Below are 24,327 nucleotides of genomic sequence, written 5' to 3' on the forward strand. Positions count from 1 at the left end.
ACTTAAATTAATGGAAAGCCTTGGCTATAGTACCGCGGCATAGATGAGATGCGGCCGCCTGTCACACGAAGCTCACATTGGGAGCATTGACTGCGTTCAGTTCATCGATGCACGGGCCGGTTGGAAGGCAGGATACCCAAGCTTTGCCTGCTTCCGCGTCTCCGTTTCATGCGAGGCCAGAACAACGAGAGATTCATGCGTCCGACATGTCGCTGCCATACCCGTTTTAGAACCGGGCCACTTCCCGGCGGGCTGGCAAAGCTCCTTCTCCGGTCATCACAATTCAAATCATCGTAAGGGAGAAAATTATGGATACGAAAGTCGAAAATGCCGGCAAGTGTCCGTTTCCGCATGGAAACACGAGCGTTTCGGCCCGTTCGAACCGCGACTGGTGGCCGAATCAGCTGAACCTTCGGATTCTTCACCAGAATTCGGCCCTTTCCAGCCCGATGGGCAAGGCGTTCAACTACGCTGAGGAATTCAAGAAGCTCGATCTGGAGGCCCTGAAAAAGGACCTCACCGCCCTTATGACGGATTCGCAGGAGTGGTGGCCGGCTGACTTTGGTCACTACGGTCCGCTGTTCATCCGCATGGCCTGGCACAGCGCCGGCACCTACCGAACGGGCGACGGCCGCGGCGGCGCCTCCTCCGGAACGCAGCGTTTCGCGCCGCTCAACAGCTGGCCGGACAACGTCAATCTCGACAAGGCCCGCCGCCTGCTTTGGCCGCTCAAGCAGAAATACGGCAACAGCATCTCCTGGGCCGACCTGCTGATCCTGACGGGCAATGTCGCGCTGGAATCCATGGGCTTCAAGACCTTCGGCTTCGGCGGCGGTCGCGAAGACATCTGGGAACCGGAAGAAGATATCTACTGGGGCGCGGAAGATACCTGGCTCGGCGACAAGCGCTACAGCGGTGATCGCGATCTGGAAAACCCGCTCGCAGCCGTGCAGATGGGCCTCATCTATGTCAATCCGGAAGGCCCGAACGGCAATCCGGACCCGCTCGCAGCTGCCCGTGACATCCGCGAAACCTTCGCCCGCATGGCCATGAACGACGAAGAAACCGTGGCTCTCATTGCCGGCGGCCACACCTTCGGCAAGACCCATGGCGCTGGCGATGCCGCCCATGTCGGCCCCGAACCGGAAGCAGCCGGTATCGAAGAACAAGGCCTCGGCTGGAAGAACAGCTTCCGCAGCGGCAAGGGCGGCGACACGATCGGCAGCGGGCTCGAAGTCACCTGGACCTCGACGCCGACCAAGTGGAGCAACAACTTCTTCTGGAACCTGTTCGGCTACGAATGGGAACTGACGAAGAGCCCGGCGGGCGCCCATCAGTGGGTACCGAAGCACGGCGCCGGCGCCGGTTCGATCCCGGATGCACACGACAAGTCCAAGCGCCATGCCCCGTCGATGCTGACGACCGATCTCGCCCTGCGCTTCGATCCGGCCTATGAGAAGATCTCTCGCCGCTTCTTCGAAAATCCGGACGAGTTCGCCGATGCCTTTGCCCGCGCATGGTTCAAGCTGACCCACCGCGACATGGGTCCGCGCGTGCGCTATCTCGGCCCGGAAGTGCCGAGCGAAGAGCTCATCTGGCAAGACCCGATCCCGGCTGCCGGTCACGGATCGATCGATGCCGGCGATATCGCTGCCCTCAAGGGCGAGATTGCCGCATCGGGCCTGACAATCCCGCAGCTGGTCTCGACGGCCTGGGCTTCTGCTTCTACCTTCCGCGGCTCCGACAAGCGCGGCGGCGCAAACGGCGCTCGCATCCGTCTTGCGCCGCAGAAGGACTGGGAAGCCAACCAACCGGCCCAGCTCGCTTCCGTGTTGCAGACGCTCGAAGGCATCCAGAAGAAGTTCAACGATGCCCACGGCAAGACGGTATCGCTGGCCGACCTGATCGTTCTCGGCGGCTCGGTCGCGATCGAACAGGCCGCCAAGAAAGCCGGCCATGACGTGGTCGTGCCCTTCTCTGCAGGCCGCACGGATGCGACGCAGGAACAGACCGATGTCGAGGCCTTTGCCGTTCTCGAGCCGATCGTCGACGGTTTCCGCAACTACCAGCGGCGGGCCTACACCGTCTCTTCTGAAGAGCTGCTGATCGACAAGGCACAGCTGCTGACGCTGACGGCTCCGGAAATGACGGCCCTCATCGGCGGCCTGCGCGCACTGAACGCCAACGTCGGCCAAAGCCAGCACGGCGTCTTCACCAAGCGTCCGGAAACCCTGACCAACGACTTCTTCGTGAACCTGCTCGACATGGGCACGGAGTGGAAGGCGGTTTCGGACGCCAAGGATGTCTTCGAAGGCCGCGACCGCGCGACCGGCGACGTGAAGTGGACCGCAACGCGCGCCGATCTCGTCTTCGGCTCCAACTCGCAGCTGCGTGCGATCGCCGAAGTCTATGGCCAGGCTGATGCCGAGAAGAAGTTCGTGCAGGACTTCGTTGCGGCATGGACCAAGGTCATGAACGCCGACCGCTTCGACATCGCTTGAAGTGACTGAATAACAGGCCCGGACGCGATCGAATTCAGGTCGCGTCCGAGCATGAGGTGATTTCCAAACGCACTACGGACTTCAGCGGGCGGACTGCAGTTGCAGGCGCGAGACGCCGGCTGCGACGTTCAGGCCAGTTCCCGCTTCCGCGCTCAACGGCTGCAGGGCGAAATTCTTGGAATTGCCGCCCACCAGAGCATTCGCGCCGAGGCCAAGGCCTACGGAAGCGCCCGCCGAAGCACCGACATAGGTGCCCGCCAGAGCGCCGTCGCCGACACGCGTCGGCGCGGTATTGACGACGACCCAGCTCAGATAGGTCTTGCGGGTGACCCCGATATCGATGCCAAGCTTGCCGATCGTTCCGGTATAGCGTTCAACTCTGCCGGTTCGCTGCTTGAAAGTGCAGCTGATCGCCTTGTTCGACCCGATGATCATGCCGACGCCACCGGCGACCTCGCAGGACAGCGTTCCGAGCCTTTGCTTCGGCTCGGACACCACTTGTGTCGACTGCCTTTTGGAATGGGTGCTGGCAGCGGAAGCCGCAGAACCAAAGGCGACTGCAATTGCCGCGGTCGCTATAATGAATTTTTTCATGACGTCTCCTTCGGCGTTTTTGGCGCCGCGGTCTGCCCGGACGGCGCGGGGGAATTCGACAGGTCGATCTGCGGATGGCTAAAAGGGTCGCGATCAGCCCGGAGGGTGATGTTGCTGACGATGCGGATCCTGACATATCCGGAAGCTATCGCAATGGCCTGCTGTCGCGCTTCATCGTTCGATGCCACGCCGGAGAGAACGATTGCGCCTTCAATGGCGGCAACATCGATATGACAATCCTCAAGTCCTTCGGCATAGGCGATGAGGCAGCGGATCGCCGCACAGGTTGCATAACGATCCGACGATGTCGTCAGCGATGGGGACTTGGCCAGGAAAAGCATTGGAAGCCTCGATAAATCGCGGACGCAAAGTTTCGCGCGCTTGGCGTCAGCGAAGCGCGTGTCTGATGGCGTCCTTGGCCTTGCCGACTTGCGTCAGGATCTTGCCTTCGACCTTCTCGGCGACACCTTCCATCTTGAGCCGATTATTTCCCGTCAGCTTTCCTGCGGCCTCCTTGATGGAGCCGCTTGCTTCCTTGACTGCGCCTTTGACACGGTTCTTGTCCATTTCTTATCTCCCTGAGCTTTTCAAAAGAGGAGGTATCGGCGTTCCACCGAGACCATGAACAACGAAGTAGGGCGGCAATGCGTGGCTTGCAGAGCAGAATGTACTATTGGTGCTGGTAGAAAATAGCCTTTTTGAGGCTATCGCGCGCATTCATCTGTCGATGGCTGCAACTGTGAGCGCAATACATTCCAATGGGCATTCGGTGACTGTGCTCTGCCGCTCATGCAAAGCCTCCTTTAAACGACCGAGATGTTAGATAGGCCAGTCCGCCGATAAGGAAAGCTATCACGTCGTCAGCAGATGCCGGCGTCCGCCACCATTGGCAAGCCGCGGTTCAGTCCACGCAGCACAGCGGTGCTGCATTTTGCAATGGCAGGGCAACAACGGGATTGGGGATAGTAAGTGCGTCCAAAGTCGCGGTCTGCTCCGGCGAAAGCTGGACCTCTAGCGCGCCGATATCCTCATCGAGTTGTTCCAGCGTATGGACGCCGATAATCGTTGAAGATACACCCAGCCGCGCCATTGCCCAGGCAAGAGCGACGCGTGCGGTGGTCGTACCGAGTTCATCGGCGACGCGGAACAAGGCGTCGACGATCTCGAGATCCTGAGCATCAGGCCTTTGCGCCAGTTGCGCCGCGTGTCCCATCCCCGCGCCCGCATTGTTGGCGCGCGTATATTGACCACTGATGAGACCGCCGCTCAACGGCGAGTGCGAGACGACGCCAAGCCCCAATCCGCGCGCCAGAGGAATAAGCTCGATTTCAAATAGCCGCGCGGCCAGCGAATATTCGATCTGCAGACCGATGAACGGAGCCCAACCGTTGGACTGTGACAAGAGATGGGCATGCGCCACCTTCCAGGCCGGCGTATCGGAAATGCCGAAATAGCGTAGTTTTCCCGACTGGACGAGATTGTGGAGCGCCTCCAGCATTTCTTCCAAAGGCGCCTGTATGTCCCAGTTGTCCAGCCAATAAAGGTCGAGATAGTCGGTACGCAACCGTCGAAGGGCCTGTTCGAAACCAGCTATCACGGCTTTGCGGCCAAACGTTCCACCATGCCGCTCGACATTGAACTTAGCGGCGATGACAAGACGATCGCGCCTGATCGAGTTCTGCGCGACATAGCTGCCGACAACCGTCTGGCCACCCGCTTTCATAGCTCCGTTGCCAGTGTCGAGATAATTTCCACCGAGTTCGAGATAACGCGCCAAAACCGCCGCGGGCTGATTTTCACGCGACTGCCGGGCAAAACCCTCATCGAAAGTCATGGTTCCGAGCGCAAGCGGACTGACACGCAACTCCGAGCGGCCGAGTGCGGCATAGTCATCAAGATGCATGCATAGTCCCCCAGCCGGCTAGCAGCCGATACATAACTTTACACGCTATGTAAGAGCATCCAGCAAAGGAATTAAGCAGCAATTTGCAATTTTACAATTCGGAAATCCGGATAATCAGCCGGGCATCGTTCAATTTTGCAACTGCGTAGCCAGAGAGAAACAGTTCTCTCGCATGCCCACATGTCTTTGGTCACATACGCAGCGCCATTTATGATCAACCGAACTCGGCTCGACCCTCAACGAAGCAGCTAGCCGCGATAGCGCAACGCCTCGACCAACAGAGAGAAGGCGGCCGATGGCTGTCGCCGGCTCGGATAATAGAGATGATAGCCGGAAAATGGCGCGCACCAGTCTTCCATGACACGCACCAGCCGACCCTCCGCCACGTCGGCAGCAACATGGTCCTCCATGACAAAACCAAGACCCAATCCTGCCTTTGCAGCCCGCACGATCATGCCGACATTGTTGAAGACGAGCTGCCCTTCCACCCTGGCACGAAGCTCCCGCCCGTCCTTTTCCAGCTCCCACGCATAAAGGCCGCCGGAACTCGGCAGGCGCAGATTGATGCAATTATGCTCGGCAAGGTCGCTCGGCGTTCTCGGCTCAGGATGCTTCGCAAGATATGCCGGAGAACCGACGATGACCATGCGTACATCGGGACTGATCTTGACCGCGATCATGTCCTTGGCGAGCGCCTCGCCGAGCCGGACGCCCGCGTCGAAGCGATCGGCAACGATATCACGCAGGCTCGAATCGATGCTGAGCTCGATATGGATGTCCGGATATTGCGGCAGGAGCCTTTCAAGGGCCGGCCAGAGAATAGTGGTGGCGGCGTGCTCGGAGGTGGTGATACGGATTGTACCCGTCGGTTTTTCGCGCAGCTCGCGCAAAGAAGCAAGCTCGCTGTCAATGCTTTCAAGGGCTGGGCCAAGTGTGGCAAGCAAGCGCTCGCCCGCTTCCGTCGGAGCGACATTACGCGTGGTGCGCGTCAGCAGGCGCACGCCCAGCCGCGCCTCCAGACGTCGGATCGTATGACTGAGGGATGATTGCGACGTGCCGAGTTTCGCGGCGGCGCGCGTAAAGCTCTTTTCCTCGGCCACAACAGCAAAGGCGTTGAGATCGACCAGTTCTTCCCGCTGCATTCATGAGCCCCAGATATAATTATATGCCATTTATATTGTATGGTCCCAGTTATGCGGCAAGTCTAAGGTGCCTTGAAGAACGGCGTGAAAGCAGCAAGTTCCCTCAAGAGGCGCAGGATATGGACACCAAGCGCAGCGGTTTCCCGCCATCGATCAAAGGGCCGGAAAACTATTTGGCGGGCCTCATTGCGCCATGAGCCATATCGCGATCGCCGAAAAAGAAAACGGCTCACCAATGACATGGCTGGAGAAGGTGAGCGACACGGATTATCTGGGAAAGGCACAATCATGAAGCCCTATGTCATCTGCCACATGGTCTCCTCACTGGACGGCGGCCTGCATCCCAGCCGCTGGACGCATAGCCCTGACGGCAAGCTCGGTGACTGGACGGCACTCTACCAATCCTGCCACGAGAAGCTTGAAGGCGATGCCTGGATGGTCGGGCGCATCACGATGGCCGAGATGAGCAAGGGCGGCCCGCATCCACCGCGCGAGCACGGCAAGATGGCGCGCCCCTTTCATTTCGCCAATCGAAAAGCAGCCAATTTCGCCATTGCCATGGATATTTCCTGCAGGCTGCATTTCATCGCAAATGAAATCGATGGCGATCACATCGTCGTCCTTCTCGGCAGTGACGTGCCGGACAGCCATCTGGCCGAACTCGCGGACGACGGTATTTCCTACATCGTCTCTGAGCAAGCCCAGCCTGACCTCGCCGCCATGCTTGATACGCTGGAACACGAACTCGGCATCAAACGCCTGTTGCTGGAAGGCGGCGCCGGGATCAACGGCTCCTTCCTTGCTGCCGGTCTTGTCGATGAAATCAGCCTGATCATCGCGCCCGCTCTCGACGGACGCGCCGCAAGCCAGAGCATCATCGAACATGGTGAGGAAGGTTTGGCGGGAAAAGTCCAGCTCTCGCTCAAAAGCTGCGAGCCGCTGGCGCATGGCGCGATCCATCTGCGTTATGCGGTCACCCCATCTTGATGTTGACGATGAATCTATTGGCAAACGCGGCAGAGAGTTTGTGGCCGCCGATCGGCGGCCACAGGATTGCTCGTTTCAACGGCCAGTGGTCTTCATCAGTTGCTCGGGGTAGCGCTCGCCCTCGATCGCAATGTCCGCGGCGGCGCGCTTAATTTCGGCAAGTTCCGCCGCGCTCAGCTCGACATTCGCAGCCTCAAGATTTTCTTCCAGACGATGCAGCTTGGTTGTGCCGGGGATCGGCACGATCCAGGGCTTCTGTGCCAGAAGCCATGCGAGCGCGATCTGGGCAGTCGTTGCCTGCTTCCCGCCGGCGATCTGCTTGAGGAGATCAATGAGCGCCTGGTTCTTTTCCATCGCCTCGGGCGTGAAGCGCGGCAGAATGCGGCGGAAGTCATTCTCGCCAAGCTGCGTATCCTTGTCCATCGCACCGGTCAGGAAGCCCTTGCCGAGCGGACTATAGGCGACGAGACCGATGCCCAATTCCTCGCAGGCCTGCAGGATGCCGTTGGTTTCAGGTCCGCGCGTCCAGAGCGAGTATTCGTTCTGCAATGCCGTCACCGGCTGCACCGCATGGGCGCGGCGCACCGTCTGTGCACCGGGCTCGGAAAGGCCGAAATGCCGCACCTTGCCCGCATCGATCAGATCCTTCACCGCACCGGCCACATCCTCGATCGGCACGTCCGGATCGACACGATGCTGATAGAAGAGATCGATGACCTCGATGCCCAACCGCTTCAGCGAGGCATCGGCGACGGCGCGAATATTCTCCGGACGGCTATCGAAGCCGTTCGACTTGCCGTTCTCGATCCTGAAACCGAATTTCGTGGCGATGACGACCTGATCACGGACGGGTTTCAAGGCCTCGCCGACGACCTCTTCGTTGGTGAAGGGGCCATAGATTTCAGCCGTGTCGAAGAAGGTCACGCCACGCTCGACGGCATCACGTATGAGCCTGACACTGTCATCCTTGGCCAGCGCATGGCCGTAGCAGAAGTTCAGGCCCATGCAGCCGAAGCCCACGGCCGAAACTTCAAGGCCGCTTTTTCCAAGTACACGCTTCTTCATCGCATCTCTCCTGCTGTCGCAAGCGTTTCGGGTTCGATGCACATAAGATATGGGAGACCGCATCTAGTGATTAGGCGGCATAATCAGCATGAAGCTATATTCGCGGTTCATAAATACGCTATCGGCCTGGCACCGGCGACCATAGACTTTCAAAGAGCAAGTCGTTGATTTCTGCCCGGAGCACGGTACTTCCACCGAAAATCGCTGGTCTGGCGATGTCAGGCCGAATTCTTCTACCGCTTGCGTATGAATTCGGTGCGGAGAACCAATCCCTTGATCCCCTCGTAGCGGCAATCGACTTCTTCAGGATTGTCGGTCAGTCGAATCGACCTGATAACCGTACCCTGCTTCAGGGTCTGATTGGCGCCCTTCACTTTCAGATCCTTGATGAGGGTGACAGAGTCGCCGTCGGCAAGGACGTTGCCGCTTGCATCGTGAACGATAAACTCCGTGGCGGCAGCAACGGCTGCCATCTCCGCAGCAGGTCGCCACTCGCCGGTCACTTCGTCATAGATATATTCGTCATTTTGGCTGGTCATGCCAAACTCCATCCTGCAAGTTTTCTAACTATTCCAAGGCCGGCAAATGCCTGACCTCCATCTCATTCATGATCTATAAGTGGCGTCTACCCGAGACAATCAGCCTATGCAATAAGCACGGAGCGAAGACTCGATGCGGGCACTCGGCTTTCCTATTTCAGCACGGATGCTGGCCAAGGATTGCGGCCCTCCCGAAGCCACGACAGCGTATCGACCCAGAAACCGGCGACATGGCTGTCGTGAAACAGACCGAAATGGCCGATTGCGTCCCGGCCGAAATCAGCCGGACGGAGCAGCACCGACTGGCGTTGCGCACCGGTATAATAATTCAGCGTGCGGTGAATTGCCGGCACGGTGCCAAGTTCGTCGTCCGAAACGGCAACGGCCAGGATCGACGCTTTGACGGCGCCCATTCGCCGCAGCACATCCCTCCTCTCGCCCGCAGGATGGCTGCGCTCGAACCGGGGGCCACGAAAGCACCATTCGTTTGCCACGCCTTTCGGCAAATCCTCCAGCCAGCCAAGCCGGCGGCCCGGGAAATAACCATGGAGCGCAGTCATCGCAGGCATGACGACATGCCATTTGAGGAAGAGTGCGGCGCGCCGGCGAGGCATGTAATCGCCCCACCAGGCATATTGAGCTCCGACGGTCAGCATCCTGTCGATCACCCTGGCGTTCTCAGCCAGTCCCGGCAAAAAGCCGCCAACGCTGTGACCCACCACCGTGAGCGGGCCGCTGCGACCATGATCAATCATCAGCCGGAGCGCGGCCGCGAAGTCCTGCTCGCCCCAATCCCGCCAGCGATAGCCAGACCCACGCAGTTGCTGCGGACGCGACTGGCCGATGCCGCGGTAATCGAAAGTCAGAACATCGAAACCATGCCGCGTCAGGAATTGCGCGTAACGATGATAATAGCGCGCCAGAACGCCGGTGGCCGGATTGATGATGATGCGACCTTCCGGCCTTTCCGTCTCCGCGAGCCAGAGATGGCCGCCGAGAACGACCCCGTCCCGGCAGGGAATGGAAATCGGCTGGCTGCGCGGCTTTGCAGCTGGTGGAATTGGTTGCTCGCTCATGGGCGACAAGATGGGGCCATTGCCACGTTGTGTATATTCACTACCCGGTATACATTGAGCCATGAGAGACAGCTCGCAGCCGACACGCGAACGCATTCTTCAGGCGGCCAGAAAACTCTTCCATCGCGACGGCATCCGCGCGATCAGTGTCGATGCCATCGCCGAGAAGGCAGGCATTACCAAACGCACCCTCTATTATCATTTCCGCAGCAAGGACGACCTGATCGCCGCGCATCTGCAGGCGCGCGACGAGCCGAACCTTACGCTCTTCAAACGCTGGTTCGAGGAAACGGAAGGCGATATCGCGGAAAAGGCCGCAGGCATTTTCCGCCAGCTGGCACAATCGGCACGCAGCGCCAAATGGAAGGGCTGCGGCTTTCTGCGGACCTCTGTGGAACTCATCAACCTCCCCGGCCATCCGGCTCTGGTCGTGGCCCGTGCTCACAAGAAGCGCGTGGAGGACTGGCTGGGATCGGTCTTCATGGAAGCCGGAGCCGGCAATGACGCCCAGCCGCTCGCGCGCCAGGTCATGCTGCTCCTCGATGGCTCCTTCGCCGTCGTTCTGCTTCATCGCGATCCAAGCTACATGGAAACAGCGGCGGATGCAGTGATACGACTGATTGCCGAACGATTGTCCGACGCAAGAGCAAACGCGAGCCGCGTCCCCGGCGCGGCGTAAGCCATGCTTCAGTGATACTTCAAGCGCTCACGGCCAAGGATGGCGGGAGCATCGACACCGGCGATCGGCTGGGAGAGATCGCTCGAAATGTCGCCGGCAAGCTGCAGATCGAGATAGCGTGCGCAGCAAACCCGCAGGAACGATGTGAAATTGCCGAGATCGTGGCCGGCATCGATCGATTCATGGTGCAGCTTGGTAATCAGCTGCACCACGTTCATGCCGTCACGCCGCGCGATTTCCTCCAGCTTCGACCAGAAGAAGTTTTCCAGCCTGACGCTGGTCACCATGCCGTCGATGCGCAGGGAGCGCGTGGTGCTTTCCCAGAGCCTAGCATCGGCCTTGATGAACAATTCGCACATGCGCGTCTCCCTCTTTAAATTTCAGGCGGCGTTTGCTGCCGACAATGCGTTGGCATCGAGCACGGCCATGAATTGCCGCAGCCAGGACGGATGCGCCGGCCAGGCCGGTGCGGTGACGAGATTACCGTCGGCGACGGCGTCATTAATGGCAATATCGGCATAGATGCCGCCGGCGAGTTCCACTTCGGGACGGCAGGCCGGATAGGCCGAGCAGGTGCGTCCCTTGAGCACGCCTGCCGCGCTCAGCAGTTGCGCGCCATGGCAGATGGCGGCAACAGGCTTGTCTGCCTCAAAGAAATGCTGAACGGCCTTGATGACATCCGGATTCAGCCGCAGATATTCCGGCGCACGGCCGCCAGGAATGACGAGTGCGTCGTAGTCTTCGGCGCGGATGCTGGCGAAGGTGGCATTAAGCGCGAAATTATGGCCGCGCTTCTCGGAATAGGTCTGGTCGCCTTCGAAATCATGGATGGCCGTTGCCACCGTTTCACCGGCATTCTTGCCCGGGCAAACGGCGTGGACCGTATGGCCGCAGGCAAGCAGCGTCTGGAACGGCACCATGGTCTCGTAGTCCTCGGTGAAATCACCTGTAATCATCAGGATCTTTGCTGCTGGCATCGTTGTCCTCCCTCAAAACCAACAGACACCACTTTAGCAAAGCACCAGAGGTCGCGGGTATTAGGCGAATACTACACGCCATTTATGATCCTGCTTACTGCGCTGGCGGACGACGGATGTCCGGGATTGCACAGGCCTCACCGCCGCCGAAGAGGCGGGAACGGGTCAGGAAGCGCTTCTCTCGTCCGTTATCGAGCGAGAACATGCCGCCCCGACCCGGCACGACGTCGATGATGAGTTGCGTATGCTTCCATGCCTCGAACTGGCTGCCGCCGATATAGACGGGCACACCGCCGATCTCGCCGAGCTTGACGTCGTTATCGCCGATCATGAACTCGTTTGCCGGATAGCACATCGGCGAGGAGCCGTCGCAGCACCCGCCCGACTGATGAAACAGGATATCGGGATGGTCCTGTTGTATCTCGCGGATGAGCTCGAGCGCCTTGTCGGTCGCAAGCACCCGCGGCTCCGGTCCATTATCGTCCATGATGACCCTCCGTCACCGCCTGAAAATGCTTGAAGGCTCCCGGCCGCAGCCGGGAGCCTCACTGGCGTCGTTGGGAGAAATCAGAAGAAGCCGAGCGCCTTCGGGCTGTAGCTGACCAGCATGTTCTTGGTCTGCTGGTAGTGATCGAGCATCATCTTGTGCGTCTCGCGCCCGATACCCGATTGCTTATAGCCGCCGAAGGCCGCATGAGCCGGATAGGCGTGATAGCAATTCGTCCAGACACGACCGGCCTGGATTTCGCGACCGAAGCGATAGGCGCGGTTACCGTCGCGAGTCCACACGCCGGCGCCGAGGCCGTAGAGCGTGTCATTGGCGATTTCGAGCGCTTCCTTCTCGTCCTTGAAGGTCGTCACGGAAACGACCGGCCCGAAGATTTCTTCCTGGAACACACGCATCTTGTTGTGGCCCTTGAAGATGGTCGGCTTGATGTAATAGCCGCTCGACAGCTCGCCACCGAGATCGGCGCGCGCGCCGCCCGTCAGCACTTCGGCGCCTTCCTGCTTGCCGATATCGAGATAGGAGAGGATCTTCTCCATCTGTTCGCTCGATGCCTGCGCACCGATCATGGTAGCGGCGTCAAGCGGATTGCCCTGCTTGATGGCTTCGACGCGCTTGACGGCCCGCTCCATGAAGCGGTCGTAGACCGACTCCTGGATCAGCGCGCGACTGGGGCATGTGCAGACCTCGCCCTGGTTAAGCGCGAACATTGCGAAGCCTTCGAGCGCCTTGTCGAAGAAATCGTCGTCTTCGGCTGCCACATCGGCAAAGAAGATGTTCGGCGACTTGCCGCCGAGTTCAAGTGTGACGGGGATGAGGTTCTGGCTGGCATATTGCATGATGAGCCGGCCCGTCGTCGTCTCGCCGGTGAAGGCGATCTTGGCGATGCGCGGGCTGGTCGCGAGCGGCTTGCCGGCCTCCAGGCCGAAACCATTGACGATGTTGAGTACGCCGGGCGGCAGGAGATCGCCGATCAGCTCGGCCCAGACCAAAAGCGAGGCCGGCGTTTGCTCGGCCGGCTTGATGACAACGCAGTTGCCGGCGGCAAGTGCCGGCGCAAGCTTCCACGCAGCCATCAGGATCGGGAAGTTCCAGGGAATGATCTGGCCGACGACGCCGAGAGGCTCGTGGAAATGATAGGCGACGGTATCGTGGTCGATCTCGCCGATCGAGCCTTCCTGGGCGCGAATGCAGGACGCAAAGTAGCGGAAATGGTCGATGGCGAGCGGAATGTCGGCCGCCATGGTTTCGCGGATCGGCTTGCCATTGTCCCAGCTTTCCGCCTGCGCCAGCACTTCCAGCTTGTCTTCCATGCGCTGGGCGATCTTCATCAGGATATTGGAGCGCTCAGTGGTGGACGTCCGGCCCCATTTGTCCTTTGCCGCATGGGCGGCATCGAGTGCGGCGTTGATATCCTTTTCGTCGGAGCGTGGTATCTCGCAGATCTTGCCGCCGGTGATCGGCGTGAGATTGTCGAAATATTTGCCGCCGATCGGCGCGCGCCACTCGCCACCGATATAGTTGCCATATTTCAGCTTGAACGGAGATTCGACGATCTTCTGATGCAGCATGCCATCCTCCCTTGGTCGGCAGGTTCGATAAGCGAACCGAATGGGAGAAGTCTGAGGACATAAGGCGGCAGGCGATAGAGGCAGCCTCACATGCTGCGGCGCACAGTGTCGCAACTCTGCGACAGCCGGCCAGCGCAAAGTACCCTCGCCGGCACTTCAGTGCAGATTGAGCCGCTTCATCTTCCTGTGCAGCGTCGAGCGGCTCATGCCGAGTGCGGCCGCTGCCTGGGAGACATTGCCGCTGGCGCGCGAAAGTGCCCTGAGCAGGGCGGCACGTTCGGCCTCCGCCAGATCTTCACCCATCGCCGCCTGCTCGCGAAGAACGTCGGAGGCAGGAATGCCCGAGGCAATACGGTGATCATCGAGCTTCAACGCAAGGCGAGCAGCCCTGGTCGCGCCGAGCACGAGGTCGTTTCGGTCAACAGCAAGCAGGGCCGAAGTCGACGCCGTGTCCGTCGGCACCATGACGAAGCGGGCGCCGGCAAAGGCACTTCGGAAAAGATTGAGCTCGATGCGGACCGCCGCGTCGCGCACCGTCTGCGACAGGATTGCCAGGGTCGCATCGTTCACGTCGTCGCGGCAGCTCGAAATGTCGAGCGCACCGGCGAGCTGGCCACGATGATCGCGGATCGGCGCCGTGGTGCAGCTGAGATCGATGTTGGAGCAGAAGAAGTGCTGGTCGCGAAAGATCGCCACGGCCCGCTCGTCGGCCAATGCAGTGCCGATGCCGTTGGTGCCGATACTGGCCTCGGTCCAGACCGAGCCAGTCCATAGACCGAGATCGTGGAACTCCTTGTCGTCGCCGGCAGCGCCGCGGCGTTCCAGCGCGATGCCATCGCGATCGGTCAGAAGCAGGCAGCAGCCAGCCTTGCCGACCGCAAGGAAAAGGCGATCCAGTTCATTGGCAGCTTCGGCAACCAGCCGTTCCGATCGCTCCAGCGCCGTTTGAAATTCCTGGCTGGTCAGGCGCGTCGGCAGACGTTTCTCTTCCGGCGCCAGGCGATGCATGACCATGCATCGACGCCAGGAGGCAACGACCGAAGAACTCGCTGCGGTCGATTGCGCGGACGCGTAAACCTGATCCGCATGCGCGGAATAGTCGTGCATTTGGCTCCTCCCACCGAACGCTACTCTAATTGTCGCTAAAAATGGCCATTGACGCAATCCTCCCGGCAGCTTTCGCCCGAGATCGCGGGATTGAGCGAGATCTGACCGCCAATCCCGACCTTTCAGGCGGCTGTCAGCGTGTTGCTGTAGCAGCTTTTTCCAAGGGAAACGGAGCAGAAGGCGATTGGTGAGCCGAGCTCCACAGGCAGCTGTCTCGACGGCAATGGAAAGTCGGCTCTATGCAGGCATGGCAGCAAGGCCGAGAGGCTATGAAGGAAATGCTGGGGCGTTGCGCCGACACCGGTCGCAGACGCATGGCTGGCGGCCTTCACTGCTTCTTTCGCACGCCGACCATTAAACCTCCTGCGAATCGCGCATTTCTCGAGCGCCCGATCGTTATCATTGCCATCTTCCTGGCCTTGTCATTGCTCGTCATGTGGACGGCCGACTATCCCTTAGGCGTGTGGATGAAATCGTTTCCCACGCAGTTGCGCGGGACGGCGAAGTGGTTCAGCAGCCTTGGCACGGGGCTATTGGTGCTCTCATTCAGCGGCGCGCTGCTGATATTCGCCATCCTTGCGCCCGCGCACAAACTGCGAAAATCCGTGCGAACAGGGGCAGATCTCATCGCCACGGCAGCTGCCTTCGTTTTCCTGGCGGTCGCCGGCGGCGGCATTGTCGATTCGCTCGCCAAGAACATCATCGGTCGCGCCAGGCCGGAACTCCTGGATACGAACGGTGCCTTCTCCTTCAAGCCTTTTGCTTTCCATGCCGACTTCGCCTCCTTTCCTTCCGGACATTCGGCAACGGCCGGCGCCATGGCGATGTCTCTTGCGCTTGTTTTCCCCCGGCTTCGCCCCGTTTTCATGCCAGTCGGCGTCTTGATCTGCCTGTCGCGGCAATGGGTTGGCGCGCATTGGGCGAGCGACACGCTGATGGGCTGGGGCGTCGGCGTCGCTTTTGCCTTGTGGCTGGCACACGCATTCGCCCGCCGCCGCCTGCTCTTTGCCTATGATTCTAATGGCCGCCTGTGCCCCGGGGAGCAATACAAGGCAATCCTGGCCGTTCTGCGCGCTTTGATCCGACGCATTCCGATCATCGGCAAGAAAGCGGTGCCCACGGCAAAGTCATGTCCGCAACAGGCTCGGCTTTCATCGCGGGCTCTCGATATCCGATCCTGACCTCGCGCCAGCTGCAATTTCCCGCACGGCGCACCGGCCTGTATATCACAAATGCCGGCCTCTTCCCCCGAATGTAAAATGATCGACATGCAGCGACGGATTTGCAGATCGCTGTCGTTTAAGCGCTGAAGGGATAACAGCTTGAAGCTCTTCAAGGACGAATGAGGACATCATGAAAAAGATCATTTTGCTGGCTTTTGCCGCGACCGCCTGCTTTGCAGTCATCTCGCCGGCCGAGGCTCGCGACGGATGCGGCATCGGCTGGCATCGCGGACCATATGGCTATTGCCGCCCAGATGGACGGCCTGTGGTCGTCGTGCCGGCGGTTCCGGCCTATGGCATTTTCTATCCCGGTCGCGGCTACTGGGATGGACATCGCTATTGGGTGCATCGCGAGTGGTGGCATGGTGGCTGGCGTTATCGCTAAGCCGCTCTTCAGCGATGTGTGCGGCCCGATCTTCAAGATCGGGCCGCGTGCCAGCCGACGGACCATCGGATTGCTTCTCTCGATCCTTCCGCGGCCTGGGCGGACGATGCAAAGTTCATTATCCTTTGTCAGTTTGACATGGCAGCCCACGGAAACGTGCAATTGACGGCGGCAATGCAGCCGGTCAAAACTTTGACCAGACCGGTTCACGGAAAACAACGCCGCCAGCATGACCAAAAGCACTATCAGCGACCATCAGGGGCCTATCATCGTCTTCGACGCCATGTGCGTCCTGTGTACCGCTAACGCCCAGTTCGTGCTGCGCCATGACCATCTTGGCCGTTTCCGTCTTGCCTCCATGCAGAATGAAACCGGCATCGCCCTCTATCGCCGCTGCGGCATGGACCCCGCCGACCCGGACAGCCTCATCATCGTTGACGGCGCAAACGTGCTACGCGACAGCGACGCGGTGCTTGCCATCTATGCCGGCCTCGGCTGGCCCTGGAAGGCGATTTCCGTGCTGCGCATCGTGCCCCGCATGCTGCGCAACCCGATCTATCACTGGCTTGCCCGCAATCGCTATCGCATCTTCGGCAAGCGGGAAACATGTTGGCTGCCGACGCCTGAACAGGCGAGCCGCATCCTTTGAGAAAAATCCTCGTCCTCGGTGGCTATGGCGGGTTCGGCGCGCGGCTATCGCGGCGCCTTGCCGGCGATGGTCTCGAGGTTCTGGTCACCGGACGCAATCTTGAAGCCGCACAGTCACTTGCTTCTCGACTGCCAAATGCGATTGGGCTGCAAGCCGATCGAAATGGCGATATCGCTGCAATCCTCGACAAACACAAACCCTTCCTGTTGATCGACGCGGCCGGCCCCTTCCAGCACAGCGACGACCGGGTGGTTCGCGCCTGTATCAAGACCGGCATTCACTACATCGATCTTGCCGATGCGCGCGATTTCGTCGGTTCGATCGGCTCACTTGACGAACAGGCCAAGGCCGCTGGCGTCACCGTCATCTCGGGCGCGTCGAGCGTGCCGGCACTATCGACTGCCGTCGTTGCAGAGTTGAGCAAGGATATGCAGGCAGTCCGCTCGATAGAAATGTCGATCAGCGCCTCCAATCGTGCGACCGCAGGCGCCTCGGTCGCATCGGCGATCCTGAGCTACGTCGGCAAGCCGGTGCGGCTCTGGCGCGGCCGGCGCTGGCAGAATGCGACCGGCTGGCACATGTTGAAGCGCGAAAACTATGTGGTCGCCGGCCATCGCCCTCTGCGCCGGCTGGTGGCGCTCGCCGACGTGCCGGATCACGACCTGCTGGTTGAGGGTATCGCCGGACGCCCAAGCGTCGTCTTTCGGGCCGGGCCTGAATTTACCTTTCAGACACTCGCTCTCTGGCTGCTGTCCTGGCTGGTCGCCTGGGGTTGGCTGGCGTCACTCGGAAGCATTAGCCGCTCTCTGCTGCCCTTGCAGGGCCTGACGGCGCGGTTCGGCACGGCGCGCTCGGCCGTCACGATCGAAGCGAAAGGGATCGCGCAAGGCATCATGCGAGCCCGCCGCTGGACGCTGATAGCCGAAAATGGTGATGGCGTGGAAATCCCGACCCTTCCGGCGCAATTGCTGGCGCGTGCCTTGCGCGATGGTCGCCTTTTACCCGGCGCCCGTCATGCCGGTGGGCTTCTATCGCTCGAGGATTTCCGGACATTGTTCCGTGATCTGGCAATCAGCGAGGAGACGACGGAAACGTCCTACAAACCGCTTTACCTGCGCATCATGGGGCCTGCATTCGCGCATCTGGCTAAGTCGGTGCGCGCCATGCACGAAGTCTTCGGCGATGGCGGCGCCAAAGGCGAGGCCATTGTCACCCGAGGACATTCCCCTGTTGCCCGGCTGGTTGCCAGGGTGTTCGGCTTTCCCGCTGCCGGCAAGTACGCGCTGCACGTCTCCTTCGAGGAACGCGATGGTATTGAGCAATGGACCAGAGACTTTTCCGATCAGCGCTTTCGCAGCCATTTGAGCGACGAGAACGGGCATCTGGTCGAACGCTTCGGCCCCTTCCGCTTTTCCTTCGATCTCCCCATGCGCGATAACGGATTCTGCATGGAGATACGGCGCTGGTCGTTTCTGCGCCTCCCGCTGCCGCTCTTTCTGGCTCCGCAAAGCGTCGCCCATGAATGGGCGGAGGATGGTCGTTTCCAGCTCGACGTGCCGATTGCTTTGCCGTTCATCGGTCTTGTCGTTCACTATCGAGGCTGGCTCGAGCCAATCGACTGACCTCGCAACGCTGACTGGCTAGACCGGTAAAGGTACCGACCAAGGGTTACTTCTGCCGATCGCCTGCCAGGCAGCCGAACATACGAAAATCATGGAAGGCCTCTTTGAACCGCGCCTTCTGCCGCAGCGTGCCCTCATATTGGAATCCCGCCTTTTCAAGAACCCGATCGGATGCGGTGTTTCCCGGCAGCGTCCATGCCTCGATGCGATTGAGCGAAAAGACGTCGAAGCCGCACCGGACGACAGCTCTCGCCGCCTCGCTCATCAGCCCCTTGCCCCAGGCGGTGGGATGCAGCTCATATCCAAGCTCGGCGCACCTGGCGGGCCGATAGATACTGTTGAAACGGATGGCGCCGAGCAAACGGCCGGAAACGCGATCCTCGATGATCCATGAACAGCCAACGCCCTTTGGGAAGATTTTGATCATCCATCGCAACGAGCGCTCGATCTGCGGCATTTTCGGCGCATCGACCCAGTTCGAGAACCGCGTGACCTCCGGTCTGGAAATCAACGCATGGAAGTCGTCGCGATCCTCCATGCTCGCTTCGCGAAGCCGCAGCCGCTCCGTCAGAAGTGTGGGAAACTCGGCTTTTGACGGCGCCATTTTCACGCTCTCAGGAAATTGGCGAGGATGATCTCGCGCCAGACGCGGGTGGGCGTGATCCAAGCGTCCCATGAATTATACTTGCCGGAATAGATGACGGCGGCAATGCCGGCATCAGGCATGAGCCAGAGCCTTTGCCCACCATTGCCAAAACCCGCATACCACTGGCGCGGACCGTCGAACGCCGGCACCGGCGCATCACCTGAGAACCACAATCTGCCATAACTCAAACCGTCCCCGGTCGAAATCGCGGGCGCGAGGGATTGCGTGGTCCACTCCTCCGAGACGATCCTCTGGCCGTTCCACACGCCCTTCTGCAGGAAAAGCATGCCGATCTTCAGCAAATCGGGAGCGGTAAGACGTAACCCGGATGCCGGCGACGCCACGCCGTCATGACCGGCCGACCAGTAGAACTTTGCAATATTGAGCGGCTCGAAGAGAACCTCTCGTGCGAAATCGGGCAAGCGCTTGCCCGTGCCGCGCTCGATGATCGCCCCCACAAGCGCGACGCTGCCGCCGGAGTAAATCCAGCGCGTTCCCGGCTCGACGATCACCGGACGCTCCAGAACGAAGCGATATCGGTCCGCCGCGTTCTCCATCGCAATTTCGCTATTCAGCGGATCGGTATAGGGACGATCCTCGTCCCACTCCATCCCCAGCGTCATCGTCAGGGCGTGACCGACCGTGATCTTGGCGCGCGCGGGATCTCGGGCGAGATCGTCGTATTCCGGAAACTGCTCATAGAGGGGTGCGTCCGGCGGCGGCACCAATCCCCTGTCGAGCGCGATGCCATAAAGAAGACCGGCAATGCTCTTGGTGACCGAGCGAAGATCGTGCAGCGTGTGCGCATCGAAGGCGACGTCTCCGAGCGGCGCTCCCCAATTTTCGTCGGGGCCAACGGCATAGTATTCCAGGCATACGCTCCCTGAGCGGGCGGCAAGCACGACATGCAGACCGCGCAGCAGGCCTGATTCGATGCCGGCTTCAAACTTGCGGCGCAGCCCGGGATCAAAGCCCATCGCCTGCAAGGTTTCGCTATCCGGTGACAAGGGTGAATTGCTCTGCGTCACGGCCATGAAATCGCTCTCCTCCGCTATGCGACCTTCAGCTCAGGCTACAATCCAAGCATGTATTCAGCAAGGCGGCTCTCAAGCGAGCGGGCACCTATATTTCTGGCCTATCCCATCTTCACGTCGTTTTCCGGCGCGAGCGCAAACGCCGCTTCGGTCCTGTTGCGGCCGTTCAACTTTGCTTTCAGCAATGCACCATCCGCACGGTTGATCAGTGTCGTGGTCGGCCCGGAAGCTGGGGACGAGGCGATGCCGACGGAGACGGAAAGCGGACCGACAATCCGCGCGCGATAGGAGAAGGGTGTGGCGAATACCCGCGTGCGCAGCTTCTCGGCGAGCGCAAAGCCCTCCTCGTCGGCGAGATCGGTGGCGATAACAGTCAACTCCTCCCCGCCGAAGCGGTAGACCGTACCGGCTTTCCCGACCGTATCGGCAACGATCTGCCCGACATGTCGCAGCACTTCATCGCCGGCGTCATGGCCGAACTCGTCGTTGAAGCGCTTGAAGTGATCGATGTCGATCATCATGCAGATGACCGTGCGGGCGGATTGATCCCGATGAAGATTATTGAGCGCCTCGTCCAGGGAGCGCCTGTTGAGCAGGCCGGTCAGCGCATCGCGCACAGCGAGATTGATTAGCCTGTCGCGCAGCTGCAGGTTTGCGATGGCAAGGCCGATATTTTCGGCAATCAGCTCCAGATAGAGCCTTGGCGCGTCGGCCGCAGTTGCATCCTTCGTGCGGTCCTCGAAGTAAAGCAGGCCGATCGCCTCGCCGAGAGCCGTCAAAGGAACGCAGAGGCCGGGGACTCCTGATTCGTCCAGATGCTGGCAGGGAATGTCCGTGTCGGCTACGTGGCTGACATGCGGGCGGCCGCGGCGCAGGCCCCAGCATGCGGAAGCGGCAAAGGAAGGCTCGGTATGTTCGGGCTCCAGCCACCGGCTGACTTCGCTCAGCGTCGTCCTGCTTTCGTTCATCGTGTAGAGGCATCCTGCAACACCGGGAAAGATCTGCGGCACGAAGAGCGCAACGACTTCGGCGAGCTCGTTCTGGGCGTAGCAAGCCTGCAGGCGATGCATCATCTGCAGGATAAGATCCTTCGTCTCCAGATCGCGCTTGCGCTCGGCGTCAAGGCGGTTCCGCTCGAGCCCGTTCTCGCGGAAGATCTGTATGGCATCGTTCATCTCGCCGATCTCGTCGCGGCGACGGTCAGTCGGCACTTCGACGGCATAGTCCTGCTTCGCCAGGCGGTTGACGATCCCGGTCATGCGCACCAGCGGCAAGGCAACCCGGCGCCGCAATATGAAATAGAGTACCCCGAGGAATATTACTGCGGTCAATGCCAGCATCACCTTGGCAATATTGGCCCAGAGATCGCTGCGTGCCTGCGCAGAGCGGAAAGCCGCTTCGGTGCGCGCCGTCGCCAGAGTGCGAAACTGATTGACACTGTTGAGCAGCGCCGTCTGGGCGCGCTCGTGTTCGGGGCCAAAGAGCGTATCGCGCGCACCACTCTGATTGCCGCCAGTATAAGCTGCGACTGCTGCTTCCTCTACCTTGTCGAGCGCCTGCGCATTGACCGCCACCTCCTCGATGACCTGCAGCTCGGCATCGGGAATGCCGAGGCCGCGCAGGTTGTTGATGGCGGTGTCGCGGCGGCGTTCTTCGCCCTCATCGACGGTAAAGGCATCCAGATGCCTCTCCTCGCCGCGCATGACATAGAGGCGAGCCTCGTCGGTCGTCTCCTCGGCGCCGAGCGCAAGCTCCTCGCCCATGCTGTTCAGCAACAGATGCTGCTCGACCGCCTGCCGTTCCTGTACGGCACTTCGGGCCGAAAGAATGAACGCCACAGCGGACAGCACGGTCAGAACCACGGTGATGCCGTAGGCCCAATTCGTAATTGTGGTAATTCTCATCTGCCGTCCTCTGCGCCCATTTCAGGCACCCCTAAATTACATGCCTTGCCGAGCCCTCAGTTATGACATCCAGCCACGGGATCAAGCGAGAATATGCAGCGTGGAAAGCTTATTCCAGGTGCATAGGCACGAACCCTCGCCTGCATCGCGCAACGCGGAGAGCTATAGGCGTCGCGATCCTCTGACGGGAACCCCGGTTGCAGCCGAATGCCGCTTCCGAGATTCCCGGCTGTCGTCAGGGGTGAGTACGACAGCCGCGTCAACAAATCGATTTTCAGACCGGCAATCCATAGGCCGACTGGAAGCTGGCAAACACAAGATTAAGTTCCACAAGTGACTGCCCCATTTTGAGACAAGTTTCATACAACGCTAAAATTTATCCTGCCAAGATTAGCCTTGCGCACGGCAATTGTTGTTCGGATCTCATACAAGGGTGATGATTTGAACTTTCCAACTTAACCCATTTTCCTGAATAGCTCCTCGGATTCTGCACAGATTCTGCAAAGGCTGGCGACATCGTCGCGCCATGAACAATACGACCGAGACAATCACAGCTCCGCCCGCCCGCCTGCCACGCAGTCTTCTCAAGGAAGGCTGGTGGCTGGAGGACGACCGTCACCCTCAAGCCGATCCGCCCGCTCAAGGGGCCAAAATCATATCCTTCGCCTTCGCCGAACATCTCGCACGGAGCCGATACCGATGAGCCTATCCGATGCAGCAGCCCTTCCCACAAACTCCACAAACAGCTCCAATCGCAAATTCCTCACATTCATTGCCCTTCTCACCCTGGCTGACCTTCTACTTTTCGACAGGGAGCCTGGCCTCAATCTTTTTATCTTCACCAATGCCGTTGCCGTCGGTCTGCTGATCTCCTCCAGAAGAAGGCAATCCACTCGAAAGGTCGCGATACTTGTCGCCCTCAGCTTCGTCGGGTCCATGCCGCTTGCCGAAGCCACCTCCTGGATGGGCATCACAATCAGCCTTCTCAGCCTTTGCTTGATCTCGCTCGGCGCCGGCGGATTGATCCCACGGCAATGGACCCGCCTGCCGCTCATGCTGCTGCGCTTCCTTTTGGACGTGCCGGCACGGCCTTTCCGCCGCACCAGCTATCGCTGGCTGCAGCGCCTGCAAAAACCGTCACCGCGCGGCATCCGGCATCATCTTCGCAACTGGATCATACCGCTGATTTTTGCCGCCGGCTTTCTCGCCCTCTTCGCAGCCGCCAATCCGCTGATCGACAAGACGCTGCGCAGCATCGACCTTACCTTCCTGCTGCAATTGCTGGATGCATGGCGCATCGGCTTCTGGCTTGTGGTCGCAGCCGTCCTGTCCCTGCTGCTTCGTCCACGCCTGATGCGCCGTCGCCGTCGTCGGCGCGATGTCCCCGATATCGTCGCCGGAGCCGAAGATGTGCTGTTCGGCCATGGTGTGCTGCTGCGCTCGCTGCTCGTCTTCAACGCACTGTTTGCCGTGCAGACGCTGCTCGATCTCACCTATCTCTGGGGCGGCGCGAGCCTGCCCGATGGCATGACCCATGCCGAATATGCCCATCGCGGTGCCTATCCACTGATGCTCACCGCAATCCTCGCCGCCATCTTCGTGCTTGCCGCCATGCGCCGCGGCGGCCCAGGCGACAGAAGCCCGCTGCTTCGCGGCCTGGTGCACCTTTGGATCATACAGAACATCCTGCTCTGCCTTTCCTCCATTCTGCGTCTCGACCTTTATGTCGAAGTCTATTCGCTAACGGAGCTGCGCGTTGCGGCCGGCATATGGATGGGCCTCGTCGCGATCGGCCTCTTTCTCATCCTCCTGCGCATCCTGCTGCGTCGGTCCAACGAATGGCTGGTCGCACTCAGTTCCGCAACGCTCGTCGTCACGCTGTATGCCGCCGCGCTGATCGACATTCCCGCCTTCATCGCCCGCTTCAACGTTGCCCACAGCCGCGAGATATCGGGCGAAGGCATCGTGCTCGACCTTGATTATCTCTCGACACTCGGGCCTGCGGCCATCCCGGCACTCGACACCTATCTGATATCGCTGCCTGCCGACACCCAAGCCCGCAAAGTGCGCGAAGCACTTTTCTGGCAGCATCTCGGACACTCGCACGATTGGCGCAGCTGGACATATCGCGATGCCCGCCTCGACGCTTACCTCAAAAATGATGCAACCCTTGTCAGATGAGGCGGAAACGAAGACAAAGAGCGGAATAACCAAAACA

The 24,327-nt window shown here is 60.1% G+C and carries 24 protein-coding genes and 1 pseudogene; 9 read left to right on the plus strand and 16 right to left on the minus strand.

Annotation, left to right across the window (positions count from 1 at the left end):
• Positions 1-308 precede the first annotated feature (308 nt).
• Positions 309-2,501, plus strand: a complete 2,193-nt coding sequence (gene katG / locus AC13Q5_RS25115; RefSeq protein WP_488503554.1) for a catalase/peroxidase HPI — start codon at positions 309-311, stop codon at positions 2,499-2,501.
• A gap of 81 nt (positions 2,502-2,582) precedes the next feature.
• Here katG and AC13Q5_RS25120 read toward each other — a convergent pair whose 3' ends face one another.
• The 5 genes from AC13Q5_RS25120 to AC13Q5_RS25140 all read right to left on the minus strand — a co-directional run bounded on the left by AC13Q5_RS25120 (position 2,583) and on the right by AC13Q5_RS25140 (position 6,140).
• Positions 2,583-3,095, minus strand: coding sequence for a DUF992 domain-containing protein (locus AC13Q5_RS25120; RefSeq protein ID WP_075856181.1), 513 nt, complete (start codon positions 3,093-3,095; stop codon positions 2,583-2,585).
• On the minus strand, positions 3,092-3,436 hold the full coding sequence (locus AC13Q5_RS25125) for a BON domain-containing protein (protein WP_457879871.1): 345 nt from the start codon (positions 3,434-3,436) through the stop codon (positions 3,092-3,094). The genes AC13Q5_RS25120 and AC13Q5_RS25125 overlap by 4 nt, the downstream gene beginning before the upstream one ends.
• Positions 3,437-3,482: 46 nt before the next feature.
• Positions 3,483-3,662 carry a CsbD family protein gene (locus AC13Q5_RS25130; protein WP_457879872.1) on the minus strand — a complete coding sequence of 60 codons (180 nt, stop codon included), beginning with the start codon at positions 3,660-3,662 and terminating at the stop codon, positions 3,483-3,485.
• A 334-nt stretch (positions 3,663-3,996) separates the two neighbouring features.
• On the minus strand, positions 3,997-4,998 hold the full coding sequence (locus AC13Q5_RS25135; protein ID WP_488503555.1) for an aldo/keto reductase: 1,002 nt from the start codon (positions 4,996-4,998) through the stop codon (positions 3,997-3,999).
• Positions 4,999-5,246: 248 nt separating this feature from the next.
• Complete coding sequence (locus tag AC13Q5_RS25140) at positions 5,247-6,140, minus strand: LysR family transcriptional regulator (RefSeq protein WP_457879874.1); 894 nt, start codon at positions 6,138-6,140, stop codon at positions 5,247-5,249.
• A 178-nt stretch (positions 6,141-6,318) separates the two neighbouring features.
• Between AC13Q5_RS25140 and AC13Q5_RS25145 the strand changes: the two are divergent.
• Both AC13Q5_RS25145 and AC13Q5_RS25150 read left to right on the plus strand, forming a co-directional pair.
• A pseudogene (locus AC13Q5_RS25145) lies at positions 6,319-6,432 on the plus strand ((R)-mandelonitrile lyase); the annotation flags it as partial.
• Positions 6,429-7,127: a dihydrofolate reductase family protein gene (locus AC13Q5_RS25150; RefSeq protein ID WP_488503556.1), complete on the plus strand. Its 699-nt coding sequence runs from the start codon at positions 6,429-6,431 to the stop codon at positions 7,125-7,127. The pseudogene AC13Q5_RS25145 and the gene AC13Q5_RS25150, both read left to right, overlap by 4 nt.
• Positions 7,128-7,202: 75 nt before the next feature.
• Here the strand turns inward: AC13Q5_RS25150 and AC13Q5_RS25155 are convergent, their stop codons facing one another.
• The 3 genes from AC13Q5_RS25155 to AC13Q5_RS25165 form a co-directional block, all read right to left on the minus strand.
• The gene (locus AC13Q5_RS25155) at positions 7,203-8,192 is read right to left on the minus strand and encodes an aldo/keto reductase (protein WP_488503557.1); all 990 of its coding nucleotides are present in this window, start codon (positions 8,190-8,192) and stop codon (positions 7,203-7,205) included.
• A 233-nt stretch (positions 8,193-8,425) separates the two neighbouring features.
• Positions 8,426-8,731, minus strand: a complete 306-nt coding sequence (locus AC13Q5_RS25160) for a zinc ribbon domain-containing protein YjdM (protein WP_075856174.1) — start codon at positions 8,729-8,731, stop codon at positions 8,426-8,428.
• A gap of 152 nt (positions 8,732-8,883) precedes the next feature.
• Positions 8,884-9,807 (minus strand): alpha/beta hydrolase family protein, encoded by a 924-nt coding sequence (locus AC13Q5_RS25165; RefSeq protein WP_488503558.1) that lies wholly within the window; start codon positions 9,805-9,807, stop codon positions 8,884-8,886.
• A 61-nt stretch (positions 9,808-9,868) separates the two neighbouring features.
• Between AC13Q5_RS25165 and AC13Q5_RS25170 the strand changes: the two genes are divergently transcribed.
• Complete coding sequence (locus AC13Q5_RS25170; RefSeq protein WP_488503559.1) at positions 9,869-10,486, plus strand: TetR/AcrR family transcriptional regulator; 618 nt, start codon at positions 9,869-9,871, stop codon at positions 10,484-10,486.
• 8 nt (positions 10,487-10,494) lie between these two features.
• Here the strand turns inward: AC13Q5_RS25170 and AC13Q5_RS25175 are convergent, their stop codons facing one another.
• The 5 genes from AC13Q5_RS25175 to AC13Q5_RS25195 form a co-directional block, all read right to left on the minus strand.
• The gene (locus AC13Q5_RS25175) at positions 10,495-10,845 is read right to left on the minus strand and encodes a ribbon-helix-helix domain-containing protein (protein WP_004124790.1); all 351 of its coding nucleotides are present in this window, start codon (positions 10,843-10,845) and stop codon (positions 10,495-10,497) included.
• Between the two features lie 21 nt (positions 10,846-10,866).
• The gene (locus tag AC13Q5_RS25180; RefSeq protein WP_488503560.1) at positions 10,867-11,463 is read right to left on the minus strand and encodes a DJ-1/PfpI family protein; all 597 of its coding nucleotides are present in this window, start codon (positions 11,461-11,463) and stop codon (positions 10,867-10,869) included.
• A 94-nt stretch (positions 11,464-11,557) separates the two neighbouring features.
• Positions 11,558-11,950 carry a DUF779 domain-containing protein gene (locus AC13Q5_RS25185; RefSeq protein WP_488503561.1) on the minus strand — a complete coding sequence of 131 codons (393 nt, stop codon included), beginning with the start codon at positions 11,948-11,950 and terminating at the stop codon, positions 11,558-11,560.
• Positions 11,951-12,030: 80 nt separating this feature from the next.
• Positions 12,031-13,539, minus strand: a complete 1,509-nt coding sequence (adh, locus tag AC13Q5_RS25190; protein ID WP_457879881.1) for an aldehyde dehydrogenase — start codon at positions 13,537-13,539, stop codon at positions 12,031-12,033.
• A gap of 156 nt (positions 13,540-13,695) precedes the next feature.
• Positions 13,696-14,646, minus strand: a complete 951-nt coding sequence (locus tag AC13Q5_RS25195) for a helix-turn-helix domain-containing protein (protein WP_075856168.1) — start codon at positions 14,644-14,646, stop codon at positions 13,696-13,698.
• Between the two features lie 269 nt (positions 14,647-14,915).
• Here AC13Q5_RS25195 and AC13Q5_RS25200 point away from each other — a divergent pair, with 269 nt between their 5' ends.
• The 4 genes from AC13Q5_RS25200 (at position 14,916) to AC13Q5_RS25215 (ending at position 18,525) form a co-directional block, all read left to right on the plus strand.
• Positions 14,916-15,827: a phosphatase PAP2 family protein gene (locus tag AC13Q5_RS25200; RefSeq protein ID WP_488503562.1), complete on the plus strand. Its 912-nt coding sequence runs from the start codon at positions 14,916-14,918 to the stop codon at positions 15,825-15,827.
• A 172-nt stretch (positions 15,828-15,999) separates the two neighbouring features.
• The gene (locus tag AC13Q5_RS25205; RefSeq protein ID WP_488503563.1) at positions 16,000-16,254 is read left to right on the plus strand and encodes a GCG_CRPN prefix-to-repeats domain-containing protein; all 255 of its coding nucleotides are present in this window, start codon (positions 16,000-16,002) and stop codon (positions 16,252-16,254) included.
• 229 nt (positions 16,255-16,483) lie between these two features.
• Complete coding sequence (locus AC13Q5_RS25210; protein ID WP_488503564.1) at positions 16,484-16,903, plus strand: thiol-disulfide oxidoreductase DCC family protein; 420 nt, start codon at positions 16,484-16,486, stop codon at positions 16,901-16,903.
• Positions 16,900-18,525: a saccharopine dehydrogenase family protein gene (locus AC13Q5_RS25215; RefSeq protein ID WP_488503565.1), complete on the plus strand. Its 1,626-nt coding sequence runs from the start codon at positions 16,900-16,902 to the stop codon at positions 18,523-18,525. Before AC13Q5_RS25210 ends, AC13Q5_RS25215 begins: the two co-directional genes overlap by 4 nt.
• Before the next feature lie 46 nt (positions 18,526-18,571).
• On the opposite strand, the gene AC13Q5_RS25220 is transcribed toward AC13Q5_RS25215, so the two are convergent.
• The 3 genes from AC13Q5_RS25220 to AC13Q5_RS25230 form a co-directional block, all read right to left on the minus strand.
• Complete coding sequence (locus tag AC13Q5_RS25220; RefSeq protein ID WP_488503566.1) at positions 18,572-19,129, minus strand: GNAT family N-acetyltransferase; 558 nt, start codon at positions 19,127-19,129, stop codon at positions 18,572-18,574.
• 2 nt (positions 19,130-19,131) lie between these two features.
• The gene (locus AC13Q5_RS25225) at positions 19,132-20,205 is read right to left on the minus strand and encodes a serine hydrolase domain-containing protein (RefSeq protein ID WP_488503567.1); all 1,074 of its coding nucleotides are present in this window, start codon (positions 20,203-20,205) and stop codon (positions 19,132-19,134) included.
• Positions 20,206-20,306: 101 nt separating this feature from the next.
• A complete protein-coding gene (locus AC13Q5_RS25230) occupies positions 20,307-22,109 on the minus strand; it encodes a diguanylate cyclase (protein ID WP_488503568.1) in 1,803 nt (600 codons plus the stop codon).
• Positions 22,110-22,808: 699 nt separating this feature from the next.
• On the opposite strand from AC13Q5_RS25230, the gene AC13Q5_RS25235 reads away from it, so the two are divergent.
• Entirely contained in the window at positions 22,809-24,290 is a 1,482-nt protein-coding gene (locus AC13Q5_RS25235; protein ID WP_488503569.1) for a DUF4153 domain-containing protein, read from the plus strand.
• Positions 24,291-24,327 lie beyond the last annotated feature (37 nt).

The organism is Martinezella sp. CNPSo 3964, assembly GCF_057784375.1.

Bases quoted from the DNA above. Each gene is read 5' to 3' on its own strand.
- katG (WP_488503554.1), top strand. From the start codon at position 309: ATGGATACGAAAGTCGAAAATGCCGGCAAGTGTCCGTTTCCGCATGGA.
- AC13Q5_RS25120 (WP_075856181.1), bottom strand. From the start codon at position 3,095: ATGAAAAAATTCATTATAGCGACCGCGGCAATTGCAGTCGCCTTTGGT.
- AC13Q5_RS25125 (WP_457879871.1), bottom strand. From the start codon at position 3,436: ATGCTTTTCCTGGCCAAGTCCCCATCGCTGACGACATCGTCGGATCGT.
- AC13Q5_RS25130 (WP_457879872.1), bottom strand. From the start codon at position 3,662: ATGGACAAGAACCGTGTCAAAGGCGCAGTCAAGGAAGCAAGCGGCTCC.
- AC13Q5_RS25135 (WP_488503555.1), bottom strand. From the start codon at position 4,998: ATGCATCTTGATGACTATGCCGCACTCGGCCGCTCGGAGTTGCGTGTC.
- AC13Q5_RS25140 (WP_457879874.1), bottom strand. From the start codon at position 6,140: ATGCAGCGGGAAGAACTGGTCGATCTCAACGCCTTTGCTGTTGTGGCC.
- AC13Q5_RS25150 (WP_488503556.1), top strand. From the start codon at position 6,429: ATGAAGCCCTATGTCATCTGCCACATGGTCTCCTCACTGGACGGCGGC.
- AC13Q5_RS25155 (WP_488503557.1), bottom strand. From the start codon at position 8,192: ATGAAGAAGCGTGTACTTGGAAAAAGCGGCCTTGAAGTTTCGGCCGTG.
- AC13Q5_RS25160 (WP_075856174.1), bottom strand. From the start codon at position 8,731: ATGACCAGCCAAAATGACGAATATATCTATGACGAAGTGACCGGCGAG.
- AC13Q5_RS25165 (WP_488503558.1), bottom strand. From the start codon at position 9,807: ATGAGCGAGCAACCAATTCCACCAGCTGCAAAGCCGCGCAGCCAGCCG.
- AC13Q5_RS25170 (WP_488503559.1), top strand. From the start codon at position 9,869: ATGAGAGACAGCTCGCAGCCGACACGCGAACGCATTCTTCAGGCGGCC.
- AC13Q5_RS25175 (WP_004124790.1), bottom strand. From the start codon at position 10,845: ATGTGCGAATTGTTCATCAAGGCCGATGCTAGGCTCTGGGAAAGCACC.
- AC13Q5_RS25180 (WP_488503560.1), bottom strand. From the start codon at position 11,463: ATGCCAGCAGCAAAGATCCTGATGATTACAGGTGATTTCACCGAGGAC.
- AC13Q5_RS25185 (WP_488503561.1), bottom strand. From the start codon at position 11,950: ATGGACGATAATGGACCGGAGCCGCGGGTGCTTGCGACCGACAAGGCG.
- adh (WP_457879881.1), bottom strand. From the start codon at position 13,539: ATGCTGCATCAGAAGATCGTCGAATCTCCGTTCAAGCTGAAATATGGC.
- AC13Q5_RS25195 (WP_075856168.1), bottom strand. From the start codon at position 14,646: ATGCACGACTATTCCGCGCATGCGGATCAGGTTTACGCGTCCGCGCAA.
- AC13Q5_RS25200 (WP_488503562.1), top strand. From the start codon at position 14,916: ATGAAGGAAATGCTGGGGCGTTGCGCCGACACCGGTCGCAGACGCATG.
- AC13Q5_RS25205 (WP_488503563.1), top strand. From the start codon at position 16,000: ATGAAAAAGATCATTTTGCTGGCTTTTGCCGCGACCGCCTGCTTTGCA.
- AC13Q5_RS25210 (WP_488503564.1), top strand. From the start codon at position 16,484: ATGACCAAAAGCACTATCAGCGACCATCAGGGGCCTATCATCGTCTTC.
- AC13Q5_RS25220 (WP_488503566.1), bottom strand. From the start codon at position 19,129: ATGGCGCCGTCAAAAGCCGAGTTTCCCACACTTCTGACGGAGCGGCTG.
- AC13Q5_RS25225 (WP_488503567.1), bottom strand. From the start codon at position 20,205: ATGGCCGTGACGCAGAGCAATTCACCCTTGTCACCGGATAGCGAAACC.
- AC13Q5_RS25230 (WP_488503568.1), bottom strand. From the start codon at position 22,109: ATGAGAATTACCACAATTACGAATTGGGCCTACGGCATCACCGTGGTT.
- AC13Q5_RS25235 (WP_488503569.1), top strand. From the start codon at position 22,809: ATGAGCCTATCCGATGCAGCAGCCCTTCCCACAAACTCCACAAACAGC.